This window comes from Vibrio sp. HS-50-1 (assembly GCF_024747315.1).
Classification (GTDB): Bacteria; Pseudomonadota; Gammaproteobacteria; order Enterobacterales; family Vibrionaceae; genus Vibrio; species Vibrio diabolicus.
The window spans coordinates 252,038-266,404 of record NZ_JAMPZF010000004.1; the positions used below are offsets into that span (position 1 = coordinate 252,038).

Annotated in this window: 12 protein-coding genes; 6 read left to right on the forward strand and 6 right to left on the reverse strand. The window is 45.4% G+C overall.

What is annotated here, in order from left to right; genetic code table 11:
* Positions 1–12: 12 nt before the first annotated feature.
* On the forward strand, positions 13–1,455 hold the full coding sequence (gene ptsG, locus NDJ01_RS04275) for a glucose-specific PTS transporter subunit IIBC (RefSeq protein ID WP_258586309.1): 1,443 nt from the start codon (positions 13–15) through the stop codon (positions 1,453–1,455).
* Between the two features lie 95 nt (positions 1,456–1,550).
* Here ptsG and NDJ01_RS04280 read toward each other — a convergent pair whose 3' ends face one another.
* A complete protein-coding gene (locus tag NDJ01_RS04280; RefSeq protein WP_023584460.1) occupies positions 1,551–1,997 on the reverse strand; it encodes a DUF302 domain-containing protein in 447 nt (148 codons plus the stop codon).
* A gap of 227 nt (positions 1,998–2,224) precedes the next feature.
* Between NDJ01_RS04280 and NDJ01_RS04285 the strand changes: the two genes are divergently transcribed.
* Positions 2,225–4,216 (forward strand): U32 family peptidase, encoded by a 1,992-nt coding sequence (locus NDJ01_RS04285; RefSeq protein WP_258586310.1) that lies wholly within the window; start codon positions 2,225–2,227, stop codon positions 4,214–4,216.
* A 29-nt stretch (positions 4,217–4,245) separates the two neighbouring features.
* Here NDJ01_RS04285 and NDJ01_RS04290 read toward each other — a convergent pair whose 3' ends face one another.
* From NDJ01_RS04290 to NDJ01_RS04310, 5 genes are read right to left on the reverse strand one after another with little or no spacing between them, the layout of a single operon-like run.
* A complete protein-coding gene (locus NDJ01_RS04290) occupies positions 4,246–5,895 on the reverse strand; it encodes a glycosyltransferase family 39 protein (RefSeq protein WP_258586311.1) in 1,650 nt (549 codons plus the stop codon).
* Positions 5,892–6,608: a class I SAM-dependent methyltransferase gene (locus tag NDJ01_RS04295; RefSeq protein WP_258586312.1), complete on the reverse strand. Its 717-nt coding sequence runs from the start codon at positions 6,606–6,608 to the stop codon at positions 5,892–5,894. Before NDJ01_RS04295 ends, NDJ01_RS04290 begins: the two co-directional genes overlap by 4 nt.
* Positions 6,609–6,621: 13 nt before the next feature.
* Positions 6,622–6,999, reverse strand: coding sequence for a GtrA family protein (locus tag NDJ01_RS04300; protein WP_025520528.1), 378 nt, complete (start codon positions 6,997–6,999; stop codon positions 6,622–6,624).
* Entirely contained in the window at positions 6,986–7,936 is a 951-nt protein-coding gene (locus tag NDJ01_RS04305; RefSeq protein WP_130545676.1) for a glycosyltransferase family 2 protein, read from the reverse strand. The genes NDJ01_RS04300 and NDJ01_RS04305 overlap by 14 nt, the downstream gene beginning before the upstream one ends.
* Positions 7,937–7,944: 8 nt before the next feature.
* On the reverse strand, positions 7,945–9,117 hold the full coding sequence (locus NDJ01_RS04310; RefSeq protein ID WP_249373434.1) for a glycosyltransferase: 1,173 nt from the start codon (positions 9,115–9,117) through the stop codon (positions 7,945–7,947).
* A 266-nt stretch (positions 9,118–9,383) separates the two neighbouring features.
* Between NDJ01_RS04310 and NDJ01_RS04315 the strand changes: the two genes are divergently transcribed.
* From NDJ01_RS04315 to NDJ01_RS04330, 4 genes are all read left to right on the forward strand, one after another.
* Positions 9,384–9,629, forward strand: coding sequence for a DUF3297 family protein (locus tag NDJ01_RS04315; RefSeq protein WP_005383498.1), 246 nt, complete (start codon positions 9,384–9,386; stop codon positions 9,627–9,629).
* A gap of 226 nt (positions 9,630–9,855) precedes the next feature.
* Positions 9,856–10,554 (forward strand): ABC transporter ATP-binding protein, encoded by a 699-nt coding sequence (locus NDJ01_RS04320; protein ID WP_258586313.1) that lies wholly within the window; start codon positions 9,856–9,858, stop codon positions 10,552–10,554.
* Between the two features lie 22 nt (positions 10,555–10,576).
* Positions 10,577–13,087: an ABC transporter permease gene (locus NDJ01_RS04325; protein ID WP_258586314.1), complete on the forward strand. Its 2,511-nt coding sequence runs from the start codon at positions 10,577–10,579 to the stop codon at positions 13,085–13,087.
* Positions 13,087–14,211, forward strand: a complete 1,125-nt coding sequence (locus NDJ01_RS04330) for a lipocalin-like domain-containing protein (protein WP_258586315.1) — start codon at positions 13,087–13,089, stop codon at positions 14,209–14,211. The genes NDJ01_RS04325 and NDJ01_RS04330 overlap by 1 nt, the downstream gene beginning before the upstream one ends.
* The last annotated feature ends 156 nt before the right edge of the window (positions 14,212–14,367 follow it).

A 14,367-nucleotide genomic window follows, 5' to 3' on the forward strand; every position in this document is an offset into this window, starting at 1 on the left:
CAGGAGGAAACCATGTTTGCAAGTATATTTGGACAACTACAAAAAATAGGGCGGTCGTTGATGCTGCCTGTGGCGGTGTTACCGGTGGCCGGCTTGATGCTGGGTATTGGTAACGCGGGTTTTGCGTTTATTCCAGACGCGGTCAACAAAGTGATGCTCGCCGCCGGTGAAGGCGTGTTCGGCAACATGCAGTTGATGTTTGCGGTCGGTGTGGCGCTCGGATTATCAAAAGGCAATGACGGTGCGGCTGCGCTCGCAGGCTTAGTTGGTCTAATCATTATGAACGCATCGCTCGGTATCGTGACTGGCTTGCGTGGCTTAGAAACTGACGCCACCATCATGGGCGTTGAGACGCTGCAAACCGGGGTGTTTGGCGGCATCTTTATCGGTGCGGTCGCTGCAATCATGTACAACCGCTTCTACAACATCAAACTGCCGGAATATTTGGGCTTCTTCGCGGGTAAACGATTTGTGCCAATTGTCACTGGTTTATCGGCGATCGTCGTTGGCGCGATTCTCGCGTTTGCTTGGCCACCTGTCGGACAACTTCTTGATGCATTCTCTCATTGGGCAGCATACCAAAACCCTGTACTCGCTTGGGCGGTTTACGGCGCGGGCGAACGTTCTTTACTCCCGGTTGGTTTGCACCACATCTGGAATGCGCCGTTCTTCTTTGAAGTCGGCAGCTATATAGACCCAGAAACAGGCAAAGAGTTTACCGGTGAGCTCACTCGCTTCTTCGCAGGCGATAAAACCGCGGGTTATCTGTCTGGTGGCTTTATGTACTCAATGTGGGCTCTACCAGCAGCGGCATTGGCGATTTACCACTGTGCGTCTCCTGAGCGCAAGAAAATCGTCGGCGGTTTGATGATGTCTGCGGCGTTGACCTCGTGGTTAACCGGTATCACTGAGCCAATCGAATTTACCTTCCTATTCGTCGCGCCAGTGCTGTACGTGATTCATATTTTCCTCACCGGTATTGCGTTTGCGATCACCGCATTTTTGGAAATCAAACACAGTACTGACTTCGCTCATGGCGCGATCCAGTTCTTCCTGTACTACCCGATGTCGAGCAACGCATGGCTGTTCATCATCATCGGTCCAATTTGGGCGACGCTGTACTACGGCTTGTTCCGTTTCCTCATCGTGAAATTAGATCTGAAAACGCCGGGTCGCGAAACGGATATTGGGGAAGTGAAGATTGCCGGACAACCTGATGAAATCGCGGTAGATGTAGTGGCTGCATTGGGCGGTAAAGCCAATATTAAGTCAGTCGATGCGTGTATCACCCGTCTGCGCGTCTCGGTGAAAGACATTGCTCACGTTGATGTTGCTAGGCTAAAAGCACTTGGCGCGCGAGATGTATTGGTGATTGGCGATAGTTTACAAGCGATTTTTGGTACGCAGTCTGACTCAATTAAGTCAGAAGTGCACAGTGTACTCGCCACCTCCTGATCTTACCTCCCCCAATCTAGGTAAGATTTGCCAACCTCCCAGCGAGGTTGGCTTTTTCGTTTTCGGAGTAAAAAAAGCGAAGCCAATAACCAGCCCTACTTCGCCGCCGCGTTGGTTAAATTGCCCAGCACGCCGCTGATTTTGTTCAATACCTCGTCGCAGCCTTCAATATGATGGCGCTGTTTTAAATACATCGGATCGTTGTAAGCTAACCACGTTTTGCCTTCAGCATCTTCATACACCAACACTTTTTGGGGTAAATCGAGCGCCACTTCCTGCGCACAGATCATCAGTGGCGTGCCCACTTTAGGGTTTCCAAACACGATAACTTCGGTTGGTCGCAACGTCATATCGACTTTCACGGCGTTCTCTTGATGGTTAATGCGCGCAAAGACGTTCAACCCTTTTTCTTGCGCGATAGCGACAAATTTATCCGCCGTATCTTTTGCTGAATGCGTGCTCGCAACGGTTACCACACCCTCACCAGCCAACGCACTCAATGACGTCAACGCCACGACCAACCCGATGATTACTTTTTTCATTTGTCGTCCCTTCCTCTTTCTGAGTCGAAAACTAAATATAGAAAAACCAAGTGTAGGAAAACTATAGAAGTCAGATTCCGCTATCGCGAATTGCACTCTACCCACTCAAGAGTCGACCGTGTAACACGGATTAATTGATTCAGATTAATAAAGTATTAACTAGCCGAGCATCAAAAGCGTGAAATACGTAACATTTGCAGCCTATTTTAGTAAGAAAGAGAAAAGTAGTGACACGCGATCAATTTGAGTTATTAGCACCCGGTGGTGATTTAGATTCCATCAAAGCCGCCATTGCCGCTGGCGCCGATGCAATTTACTGTGGGCTCGACCGCTTCAATGCTCGTAACCGAGCGACCAACCTCACCTTAGATAACTTAAATGGCGTGTTAACGTTGGCCCATCAGCACAGCTGTAAGATTTTCCTAACGTTGAATGTGCTGATTTTAGAAAGTGAAATTCCAGCGATTGTTCGCTTACTCAGCCAACTGAACACCACCAAAATCGATGGCGTGATCGTGCAAGATCTCGGTCTGGCCTACATTCTCAAACATCACTTTCCCGATTTGGATGTGCACGCTTCAACGCAACTAAACACGCATAACGAAGGTCAGACCCTCTTTCTCAACCAGCTCACCGCAAGCCGAGTAAACTTATCTCGCGAACTTAACATCGATGAAATAAAACATCTGGCGCAATTTGGTCGCGAGCACAACGTAATGATGGAAGTGTTTGTCCACGGCTCATACTGCATTGGATTCTCCGGAATTTGCTACATCAGTTCCGCTCGCAATGGCGCATCAGGTAACCGTGGACGCTGCAGCCAACCTTGTCGCGAACAGTACGAAACGACCAAAACGGGCAACAACTACCCACTCAATATGAAAGACAACTCCGCCTTTGGGGACGTGAAAGCGCTTGCCGATGCTGGCGTGTATTCATTAAAAGTGGAAGGACGAATCAAGAAATCGCACTACGTCTATACCGTGGTCGATAATTGGCGTCAGCAAATCGATCGCTTGTGCGAGGGTTTGGAACTCTCTGAAGACACCACCGAGTTATACACGGTGTTCAACCGCGATTTCTCCAACGCATTTTTGCAAGGTGATTTCGGCAAGGCGATGTACATCGACAACCCGCGCGACCACGCTGTAAAGCATTTTTCGAAGGTTTATCAATGCCAGTCTGCTGATGATGTGCAAGCGGTGAAAAAGAAACTCTACGACGACAAAACCGCGATCATTGAGAAAGTGGCAGAGCAAACTAAGTCGTTCGATGTCACTTCAACACAAGTATCCGGCAGCAGCTTGAAAGGGTCGATTGATGTGCCAACTCTGCCAGCGTTACCTCAACCAGACCCTCGCCAAGGTGCGCCAAAATTATCGGTTCTGATCTCGTCAGCACAAGAAGCCATGCTGTGCGAATACCGCGACATTGATGTTTACTATCAGTTGCCAATGGGATTGTCTGGTGAACTGAGCGCGATGATTGAATTGTTCCAAGCCAACCCAATGCTCAAACCTTGGTTCCCTGCCATTTTGATTGGCGAAGACTACCACGCCGCGCGCGTATTTTTGGAAACCATCCAACCTGAGTTGTCGATCACCAACAACTCAGGCGTCGGCATGATCGCAAAAGAGCTCGGCTTAGGCTGGGTGGCAGGCCCACAAATGAACACGGTGAACTCATACGCGTTTAAATGCCTTCAAGACGAGTTCGCGGCAAGTGGCGCGTTTGTTTCTAACGAGCTGAATATGAAGCAGATGCGCCATATCAAGCGTCCGAAAAACATGCGCAGCTTCTACAGCATTTATCATCCAAATACCCTACTCACGAGCCGCCAATGTTTGTTCCAACAAACCGAAGGATGCCGTAAGGTGAAGGTCAACAAAGGTTGTTTGAAACGCTGTAATAAACGCACGTCTATCATCAACTTAAAAGACAATCCTTACGTGGTGCAAAAACAGAAAGGCAGCCACAATTCAATCTACAGCGAGCACAACGTCTTAAACCTGCAAGTACTGCACGATCTGCCGCAATTGTTTACCGATGTGTTGATCGATCTGCGTGATATCCAGACCGAAACGAAAGTCTCAGCAAGCAAACCTGAGTTGATTGACGCGTTCTTAACTCTACTTGAAGAGTACAGCGAACAAACCGTCCAAACGTTGAATGCCATGATTCAACCGACAGCCAACGCGCAGTATTTAAAGGGGTTGTAGAGGGATATATCTAGGTTCTACAACTTTTGCTAAGGGCCAAACAAATAGGGGGAACTCTCAGGATTGCTTTGCCTGAGCGCCTCAATGCCAAGATGAGAAAAATACCAATGAAGAGTACAAGTACCATCTTGGGACATCAGTGTATACGCTCCGGAGTTGAGCCATATCTTCTCTCCGACAGACACACCAACACCATCAATAAAGCAACGGTTCAAGCGATCACTCTCAAGCACGTACCAACCCGAGCGCAGTAAATCGCCTCGAACACTAGATTGTGTTTTTAACCCAAGAGTCAGAATAAACGGAGCAATAGATACATAGTGTTGCCGAAGAGCATCACGGTCCTCCTCTAATAACCAATCAGGAATTCGATAACTTTCGATGATGAGTATCGGCTTTACTGCACGAATTTCCTGCCAAACGTCATACTGACCCCGATAGTAGTTGTCTATCTTGATGGCAGATGTTCGCCAATGATAAGTCGATGGACGAAAAAGACCTATTCCTTCATAGGCAAAGACCGCATCGTCAACTTGCGTGTGCCTTTCTATGAATGTGTGTAGGGCGATTTGGTGCTGATTATTATGTTGTACCGGATAGTGGATGATACGAGCAATCACAATCAAGAATAGTACGATACAAGTGGTAACCGTTCCTTTCGACCACTCCCGAGTAGATGAAACAACGTACTGGATTGAGAACGCAACAAATACCGCAAGCAAAGGGTAAAGTGTGACCAAGTTATATGCATGATAGTGGGGGTTAGCCAAAACCGACAACACAGCTAATATAACCAGAGCTATCAAAAACTGAGCTTGCTTAAACGACAGTACTTTCCACTTACCGACACATATTCCTACGCCTATGAGAGCAAACAGCCAATAAACAATATCATGTAAAAAGTACTGTATCAGTACATCAACCTTCAGAGAGTTTGCGTCACTAACATGCGATGTCGAATACAAAAATAAATCAAACGTCGTGTACAAAAACAGTTCAAGTGAAGAAATTCCAACGGTCGCAACAAACAAAGCCGTGCAAGAGATAATGCCTAACAACAGCGCACTGACATCCAAGACAAAGTCACGTACGGAGCGCTTTTGAATTAGCCGAATAAGCCCGAAGAGACCAATCACTACGCCAATCAAAATCGCCTTAAATTTGAAGAGTATCGCAAGCCCGAATAATAACCCCACCCAAAACAATTTATGAGCATCACTTCCTGGGCACACATACAACACAATGATTATTTGTAACCAAAGAAAAAGAATAACGAGGTCAGGACGAAGGTCAATGCCACGCATCACCATCGCAGAAGAGGCAAAGAGCAATAACAATGTAGTGAGTGCAATATTGACTGTAAATATTTGGCGAAGAAGCACATAGACTTGCCAACCTATCGCCAACAAAAACAAAACAAAAAACGAACGAAAAACGTAAATAAGCTCGAATCGATCACCAAAGAAAAAGTAAACTGGCGTCATCCAATCAAAAAGCAAAGTATAGCTATCAACATTGAAGTCAAGATTCGGCCGTTTCCCAACGCTCATTAACCATGTGGTATAAAGCGCCATGTAATCATCATTAACGAGCGCGAGATTGAATATGATGTAAACATAAAAACCGAATAACAGACTTAAGTTAATCCCAAGTAGCCATCTAACTCTTTCTTCACTCATCGCTTCTTAAGTATCCAAACTTGTTTCGTTTTGAGTAAACTCGGCCAAATTGACTCAAGCCATATCAACGGGCGCATTAAAATGCCTGGAATAAAGTTATAAACAAAGCTAGGAAAGAGCAGGATCACTTGAGAGTCTATAACCTCGAAACCGTGTGCATCTGCCAGCTTGTAAATACTAGATGTGCTATTGGTGTAAACATCTCCTCCTAGCTGTTCCGAAAAAAGTCGGGTCCAAGTTCGCGGAGACCACCTTAGGCTATCAAAAATAAGATATCCTTCTGGTGCAATTAACCGTTCAAACTCTGCAAACAACCGATCTTGATCATCGCAATGAAACAGAAAACGACTAGATAATACTACTGAAAACTGCTGCTCTGGATATGTCGTTGAATAGATGTCTTGTTTAGAAAAATGTGTTTTTTGGAACAAAGGGTTCTCGTAACAAACTGCAAGCATCTCATCAGAGTAATCTGCCGCATAAACCTGTTGAAAGCCAGACGCCGTAATAGTTGGAAGCATTCTTCCCGTGCCACAGGGTATATCTAGAATTGACTCTTGCAAGGAGCAGATATTAAGAAACTGTGAAAACAAAGACACTTCAGACTGATGTACAAATTGTCCACCAACATTTGAAAAACGTAGATCTTCATACTTTTTCACCGTTTCAGAATCACTGTAGAAATCTTGTTTTTCTTGCCGATTCGTTTTCATAAGTCACCTCTTTTCAGCGCTGAAACAAATGAGCTTGATTAAAGACAATGCGTTTCATTAATAGATATACAATTGGGAAACGAATCAACACGACCAAAATCTGCGAAATGAGAACATGAATGCCTACAATACTTTTAAAGATATAAAGCAGTAAAACACTCAAGAACAATGATCCTGCCGTTATGGTGATGAATTTAAAAAAGCTTCTTACATTTGCACAAACAGAAAACGTATATCTTGAGTTCATGATGTAACTAAAGGCAGAACCCACTAAAAAAGACAAAACAGAAGATGTCAAATAATAGACATCAAAATAAATAAGCACACAAAAAACGAGGTAACTGACCAGAGTATTCATGATACCCACTGAACCAAACTTAACTATCTTCATCGCTACTCTTTATATTCCTTGTGTAACGAATAATGTAATCGGGTCGGTCTTGACCTTGCTCGAAAATTCGCCCGACGTAAGAGCCGATTAAGGCAATAAAGAACAATAAAATCCCTGAGAAAAAGACTTGGAAAAAGATGATTGATGTCCAACCATCGACAGTTGTGCCAAAAACGAACTTACTTACTAGTGCTTTGGTGAGATATAACAAGCCAAGTGACCACATCAATGTTGAGATAACAAACATCAGTTGAATAGGAAAGCGGGAAAAATTAAGTACCGCGTCTGACGCTAAAGCAAACATCTTAGTAAGTGAATACTTCGTTTCTCCTGCATGTCTACCATCACGTTCATATTGAATAATGGTTTGATTAAATCCGATAATGGCAAAAATACCCCTCAAGTATTTGTGCTTCTCTCGGTAACATGAAATGGCCTCTCTAACTGGCTTAGTAAATGCCCGAAAATCACCGCAATCTTCAATTAAATTAGCGGGAGAAGTGAGGGATAAAAAGCGGTAAAACAATTTTGCACTAATTAGCTTAAAAGCGGTTTCATTTCTTCTCGACAAGCGTTGGGCATGGACGATATCAAAGCCTTTATCAATCTCTTCCAAGAACTGTGTAATAACTTCTGGGGGATCTTGAAGATCAATATCAATGGTAATATTAATATCTCCAGTTGCAGCTTCGATTCCAGCAAACAAAGCGGTTTGCTGCCCTACATTCGCAGCAAGATGCACGATCACTAATCGTTCATCCGCCATAGCCAGCTTGTCTAAAATTACTGCACTTTTATCAACACTAGCATCATTAACTACAACAAACTCAAACAAATACTGATCGTATTGCTTAGCAATTTCGCACAAACGCGAGTAATACTCCTCGATGACAGACTCTTCATTAAAACACGGAGCGATAAAGCTAATTTTATCCATACTCCCTCCTACCCAAGGCCGAGTGTTCGCGTATAGCCAGACACAAAACTTTCTAACGTATAACGAACTTTAAACTGCTCTATTTGATTTCTAGACATCTGGTCAAGTTGACCTAACTTAAAACCGTTCTCTATCGCACTTGCACTCGCTTCTAAATCATCCAGATCAATTTCAATGGCATTAGAACCAAATTGAATAACATCCGATAATTGCTCGAAATCAGGAATCGCAATCGGTAATCCGCAAGATACCGCCTCCACGATTAGGTTAGGTGTTAGGCTCGTTCCGACACATGTCCTTAGTGGTAAAACCAACAAATCTGCACTCGCCATCTCAACTGAAATATCAATGCTCTCTTTAAATTCTATTTGGTGATGTAGCTCATGTTTAGAAACAAGTTTCTCTATATTTGCTTGGTCGCCGAAGCCACTGAGACAGAGCGTTAGATCAAAATCGATACATTCTCGCTTCTTTAGTATTGCAGCCAATTCAATTAAAGCGTCAACGCCTTTTGATGGCTTAGAATGCCCGATATAAAGTAAAGACATTCTTTGTGTCTTCTTTGCAGGGTTAGGTCGCGAAAAGTGCTCAGAAAAAACCCCATTTTGAATGAAATATACTGGCAAATGAGACAGAGAAGATAACTGAAATTTCTGGTAGTTACTGTGCACAATCGCTTGACAAAAATTGTCTAACAAACTCTTGTATAAAGGCGCACTGATAAACGAATTAAATAGAAGTAAATGTAAATACTTAAACCAATTCCGAAAAAAATAATGCTTGTTATTACGGACCTCGTCTAAGGTCAAATATGACTGCCAAATGGATAAAGTCGTCTGCTTTTGATATCGAGATTTTAAAAAGAAAAAAACCACCAATAGTTCTACAGGCGTAGCAATGTGTAGGTTAACCTTCGCACTGTTGGTTTTCTCGAGCAGCCTGTTGAGCTCTCTACATAAGTAAATTAGATTCATCAGCCCCTCAAACAGAGATTCATATCGACTCTCATTACGAAAGGTATGTTGTTCAACCTTAATATGAGAACGAAACTCAGTTGGAGAAACAGTGACAACATGATGTCCATTCTCAGTTAAGCACTGCGCTAAATTGACGAAGTTTTTACTCATTGCTTCTTTTTGATCACTTCGAAATCTAGCGATAGCTAAGATCACAAGTTCCATTTGTTTTCCTAATACTTATCGCACCTAATAACCATAGTATAAACAACGAGAACCTGAGAAACTGTTTACTAGTAAGAGAATCAAAATGATAAAAAGATAATGATTGAATTAGTTTTAAAAGGGCTCACCGAAAGAGCAAAAGGAGATAGATAAAAATCAGGGCTTTATTGCAGTTCGGTCCATTAAAACCAGTCACAATCCTTGAACACTCGCCTTGCACTGACTACAATGACGCACTTTTTTTAATGACTTCAAGGTCACACAAAATGACAGATACAGCTAAACCAGCTCTACCAGATCGCCTAGCGGGTAACCCACGTAGCCCATTCTTCATCAAAGAATGTTTCGATCACCAAATCGGTATCCGTTTTAACGGCAAAGAGCGCACAGACGTAGAAGAATACTGCGTGAGCGAAGGTTGGGTGAAAATTGCTTCTCCTAAAGCAAAAGACCGTTTCGGTAACCCAATGCTAATCAAACTTAAAGGCGAAGTTGAAGCGTACTACGTGTAAGCTGACCACGCTGAATATCTTTGAAAGCTCGAGTTTGACTCGGGCTTTTTTAATGCTTGTCATATACCCTCCTCGTTTAATCTATTCCCTCTTATTTTCAGTACAAGTTATTAAGAAATCGATGTAAATCGCTGTTTTTATCTGATTGTTGTCTAAAGTTTCTAAAGAAGGAACTGCAATAGCCATTGCCAAAAGAAACGACACCTTTTGATTGTAGGGAGAGGAAATGGAAAGCCCACTTGTCACACTCAAACACGCCAACAAAAGCTTTGTCGATGGCAAAGAGACACATCGCGTGTTGGAAGGCGTCGACTTTACGTTGAACACAGGAGCGAGTGTTGCGCTGACGGGCGCAAGTGGCAGCGGCAAAAGTACCTTACTCAATGTCATCGCTGGCTTTGAGCCGCTTTCCGAAGGTGAGTTGTGGTTAGATGGCGATAACACAGCGGCTTGGAAAGACCCACAATGGAGCCAATTTCGACACCAAAAACTCGGTGTTATCTTCCAGCAATTCAACCTATTAACGCCGCTCAACGTGCAGCAGAACATCGCCTTCCCTCTGCATTTGAATCAACAGAAATGGAACGACTGGTGCGATTATTTGGTCGAGACTCTGGGCATCAGCCAACTTCTCGATAGACATGTTTCTGCCCTTTCTGGCGGTCAACAACAACGCGTCGCGATTGCGCGCGCATTAGCACACAAACCTAAGCTTCTACTCGCCGATGAGCCCACAGGTAACCTTGACCAAAAAGCGGGCTTGGAAGTGATGAAACTATTGAATGAAATCACCACCCAAGGCAATACCGCCGTGCTCTTGGTGACCCACAGCCCTGAGTGTGCCGAGTTTATGCAAACCCAATTACGTTTAAAGGATGGGCGTTTGAAGGATGGTCGTTTGCAAAGCGGACTGACGCAAAATTAGCGCTATGTAAATGAGCAACATCATGAAGCAAGCTAAACTCCCAAACACCAGATTCACGCATACTCGACTCGCCCTGAATCTATTTGCGGCACATTATCGACAAGCGCCGCTGCAAGCCGCTGCGATTCTGATCGGTATCGTACTTGCTGTGACCTTGTTTGTTGCGGTGCAAGCCATCAACCTCAATGCCAAGCGCAGTTATGCGGAGTCTACCGAGCAGCTTAGCGCACAAGCTCAGAACTTAATTATTCCACCAGCAGGGCAAAACTATCTGCCCGAATCTCTTTATTTCACCCTTAGACAAAACGGGCTCAGTGCAGCGCTACCTGTGATCGAGGGGCGAGTGAGAGATGAACAAGGGCGACGTTGGTCGGTGCAAGGTAGTGAGTTGATTGCCGCAATTTCCTCACGTTCGCGCTACTTATCAGGTAATGAGCAGAACGTGTCTTTGTTCGACAGTGCTTTGCCTTTACCTGAGCTTTTAGCTGGCAAGCCAATCGTGATGACGAGCCAATCTCAACATCAAAACTTAGGAGAGGTAGAAACCCTAACTCTGGACGACATCCCAACCCAAGTAGTGGTGCTACCAGACGAATGGCAGTTAGGTAGCCGAATGTTGATGGACATTGGCTTTGCCCAGCAACTGCTCAATAAACAAGGGCAGCTCAGTTACATTGCGGTTTTCCATTCGGGTGATAAAGGGAATAAAGGCACACAAGCAAATTGGCAAAGCATCATTGGTGAGCAAGGACAATGGATTTCCAATAACCAAAGTACAGACCTTGGCTCGCTGACCGACAGCTTTCACCTCAATCTCACCGCGATGAGCTTACTTGCCTTTTTAGTCGGGTTGTTCATTGCTTACAACGGCGTAAAGTACAGCTTGCTTAAACGCAATCGGCTGTTAGTACAAATTCAACAGGCAGGTGTTGCGTCGAGCATTGTGTTCTCTGCGCTGTTAGTTGAACTCACTATTCTCGTTACCATCGGTGCTTCACTCGGTTTTGTATTGGGCATGCAGCTTAGCCACTGGTTACATCCGACCGTGGCACTGACTTTAGAACAACTTTATGGCGCGACACTGCTGCCCGGCACTTGGCAGTGGCAATGGTGGGCACAAGCACTGCTGCTCACGTTAGCCGCCACTCTACTGGCATGTTGGCAGCACTTTAAACAGCGAGTGCGCCAGCCGCTTTCCTCTCATGGCGGCTTTTATCAAGCACCTGAAACCTCTAACGAAAACCAATTGTTCGTGATAGGAGCTGCGTTGACGGCTCTCGCACTCGCAGGGTTATGGCTGAGTGAGCATCACCGCTTCACCATGGCGTGGCTCGGCATACTTGTGGTGTCGATTCCTTTGTATCTACCTAAAACACTCAGCGTGTTAGCCAATTGGTGTGAAAAGCGCACCAGTTCTGGTTTGATGCAGTATCTGTTTGCTGAGCTGCGCGAGCTGATTTCTCCGCTTTCTCTCGCCATGATGGCACTGCTACTCGCCGTTACAGCCAATATGGGCATGAACACGCTAGTTGGTAGCTTCGAGTCCACCCTAAAACAGTGGTTAGAACAAAGGCTACACGCCGATATTTACGTCAGCCCTGCGCAAGGAGAAATCGCAGATGTAGAGCGCGCATTAGGACAGTTCGACAAGGTTGAGACCGTCTACAAGCAATACTACGTCGACGATAACCTGCAAGGGTTACCGATTTTGCTTGGCACAAAAGACAAAGACACCTTAGAACAAACCATGGTGTTCAAATCGCACTTGGAGAACTTCTGGCAACGCTTTTACCGAGGTGAACTGGTCGCCATCAGTGAACCTACTGCGGTCAAACTGGGTTTATCACTGGGTAGCGAACTCACACTTGATGCCATTCCAAATAAGAACCTGCTTGTGGGCGCGATATTCCATGATTACGGCTCACCCAATGGTGAAGTGTTATTGGCACCAAAATTATGGCAAGAGAGCGGATTTACCGACCTGCCGACAAGCCTTGGCATTAAAGTCTCGGGGGACCCACAAATCGTCTACGAGCAACTGCGCGAGCAATTGAATCTGCATCCAAGTCAGCTCTACGATCAGGCGCAAATCAAATCCATCGCGTTGGATATTTTCTCGCAGACCTTCGCCATTACGCGAGCGCTCAATGGCGTGACTTTGATGGTCGCCGTGATTGGTTTGTTCAGTGCTTGTTTTATGTTGCTCGACGCGCGCAAAGCCGCCATTGCAAGGCTGTATGCACTTGGTGTTAGTCGTCGTAAATTAATGACCATGGTGGTCGGACAGATCGTCGCTCTGGTCAGCTTTACTCTGGTTATCGCCCTGCCCCTCGGTGCGATGGTGGGTTATGTACTGACAGACATCGTCACCTTGCGCGCTTTTGGTTGGAGCTTAAATTATCTGTGGAATTGGAGTGATGCCCTCAGCATTGCGGCGATCACCATCTTGGTGGCGGTGATTGCAACCTTGATTCCGCTGTGGCGATTGGTCAGTAAGCCTGTCGTGTCCAGTTTGCAAAGCGAGGTGTTGTGATGGTTCGATTGGCAAGCAAACTTACTCTACTCATAAGCAGCTTATTCTTGTTCGGTTGTGAAGATACACAGCAACGAGATAAGGGCACGCAAAATATGGGTATGCTATTGGGCAGTGGAGATACACAAAGCGAGAGCAACCCATTCACACCCGTAGAAAAAGGGATTGAACTCACCTTCCCAGCAGACCATCAAGCGCACCCGGATTTTCGTCATGAATGGTGGTACTTAACCGCTAACTTAATTGATGAAGACGGCAACCCACTTGGCGTTCAATGGACACAATTTCGCTTTGCTGCTGCGCCACCAAAAGGCGAAGATGACGTGAAGAAAACCGAGTGGCAAACTCAGCAAATCTACATGGCGCACAGCGCGGTCACAACAACGGACAAACACTACGCCGATGAAAAATGGTCGCGCGATCAAGCGTCCTTAGCCGGTGTTGATACCTCACCATTTCGAGTTTATCTCGATGATTGGCAGTGGACCTCTTCAACCAACGACCTCTTCCCTGCCACATTGAAGGCGAACTCCGAACAGTTTGGCTATTCGCTGACGCTTACCAGCAGCGCACCTTATCAAAAGCAAGGCGAGCAAGGGTACAGCACCAAAAGCGCCGATGGTCAGGTGGCTTCGTATTACTACAGCCAACCGTTTATTGATGTGTCCGGTGAGGTCACGATCAACGGCGAAACCCATCAAGTATCCGGCAAAGGTTGGATAGACCGAGAGTGGAGCTCGCAATTCTTACTCGACTCACAACAAGGCTGGGACTGGTTTGCCCTAAGGTTGAGTGACGACACCAGCTTGGTGGTGTTCCAATTGCGGGATTCCAAAACCGGAGCAGCCAGTTACTCCAACGCAAGACTGATGCAGCAAGATGGCTCTGGCATCGCCATTTCTCAAAAAGACATTCAGTTAAAGGCAACTAAGCAAACAGAAATCCAAGGGCGAAAGTATCCAACCCAGTGGCAAGTGTCGATTCCTAACCAGCAAATCGAGCTTACCGTTTCTGCACTCAACCCGAACGCGAAAATGCCCCTTTCGGTGCCTTATTGGGAAGGTCCAGTGCGTATTGATGGCTCTCATTCTGGGACTGGTTATATGGAGCTGACGGGATATTAAGCGCTCTGAACGGATTTCAATTACCGTTGAGAAGCCATCTTAAGAACCATCTCCTACCCGCAACAGAATGCATCATAATCAGAAATAAATGACTACGACGCATTTATTCGATACTAGCCTTGAATCCTTGCTTCGTTGCGGTACGCTTTGAGCAAA

Excerpts from the sequence above, each read along its gene's own strand:
- ptsG (WP_258586309.1), top strand. The coding sequence starts at position 13 with ATGTTTGCAAGTATATTTGGACAACTACAAAAAATAGGGCGGTCGTTG.
- NDJ01_RS04280 (WP_023584460.1), bottom strand. The coding sequence starts at position 1,997 with ATGAAAAAAGTAATCATCGGGTTGGTCGTGGCGTTGACGTCATTGAGT.
- NDJ01_RS04290 (WP_258586311.1), bottom strand. The coding sequence starts at position 5,895 with ATGAGTGAAGAAAGAGTTAGATGGCTACTTGGGATTAACTTAAGTCTG.
- NDJ01_RS04295 (WP_258586312.1), bottom strand. The coding sequence starts at position 6,608 with ATGAAAACGAATCGGCAAGAAAAACAAGATTTCTACAGTGATTCTGAA.
- NDJ01_RS04300 (WP_025520528.1), bottom strand. The coding sequence starts at position 6,999 with ATGAAGATAGTTAAGTTTGGTTCAGTGGGTATCATGAATACTCTGGTC.
- NDJ01_RS04305 (WP_130545676.1), bottom strand. The coding sequence starts at position 7,936 with ATGGATAAAATTAGCTTTATCGCTCCGTGTTTTAATGAAGAGTCTGTC.
- NDJ01_RS04310 (WP_249373434.1), bottom strand. The coding sequence starts at position 9,117 with ATGGAACTTGTGATCTTAGCTATCGCTAGATTTCGAAGTGATCAAAAA.
- NDJ01_RS04315 (WP_005383498.1), top strand. The coding sequence starts at position 9,384 with ATGACAGATACAGCTAAACCAGCTCTACCAGATCGCCTAGCGGGTAAC.
- NDJ01_RS04320 (WP_258586313.1), top strand. The coding sequence starts at position 9,856 with ATGGAAAGCCCACTTGTCACACTCAAACACGCCAACAAAAGCTTTGTC.
- NDJ01_RS04325 (WP_258586314.1), top strand. The coding sequence starts at position 10,577 with ATGAAGCAAGCTAAACTCCCAAACACCAGATTCACGCATACTCGACTC.
- NDJ01_RS04330 (WP_258586315.1), top strand. The coding sequence starts at position 13,087 with ATGGTTCGATTGGCAAGCAAACTTACTCTACTCATAAGCAGCTTATTC.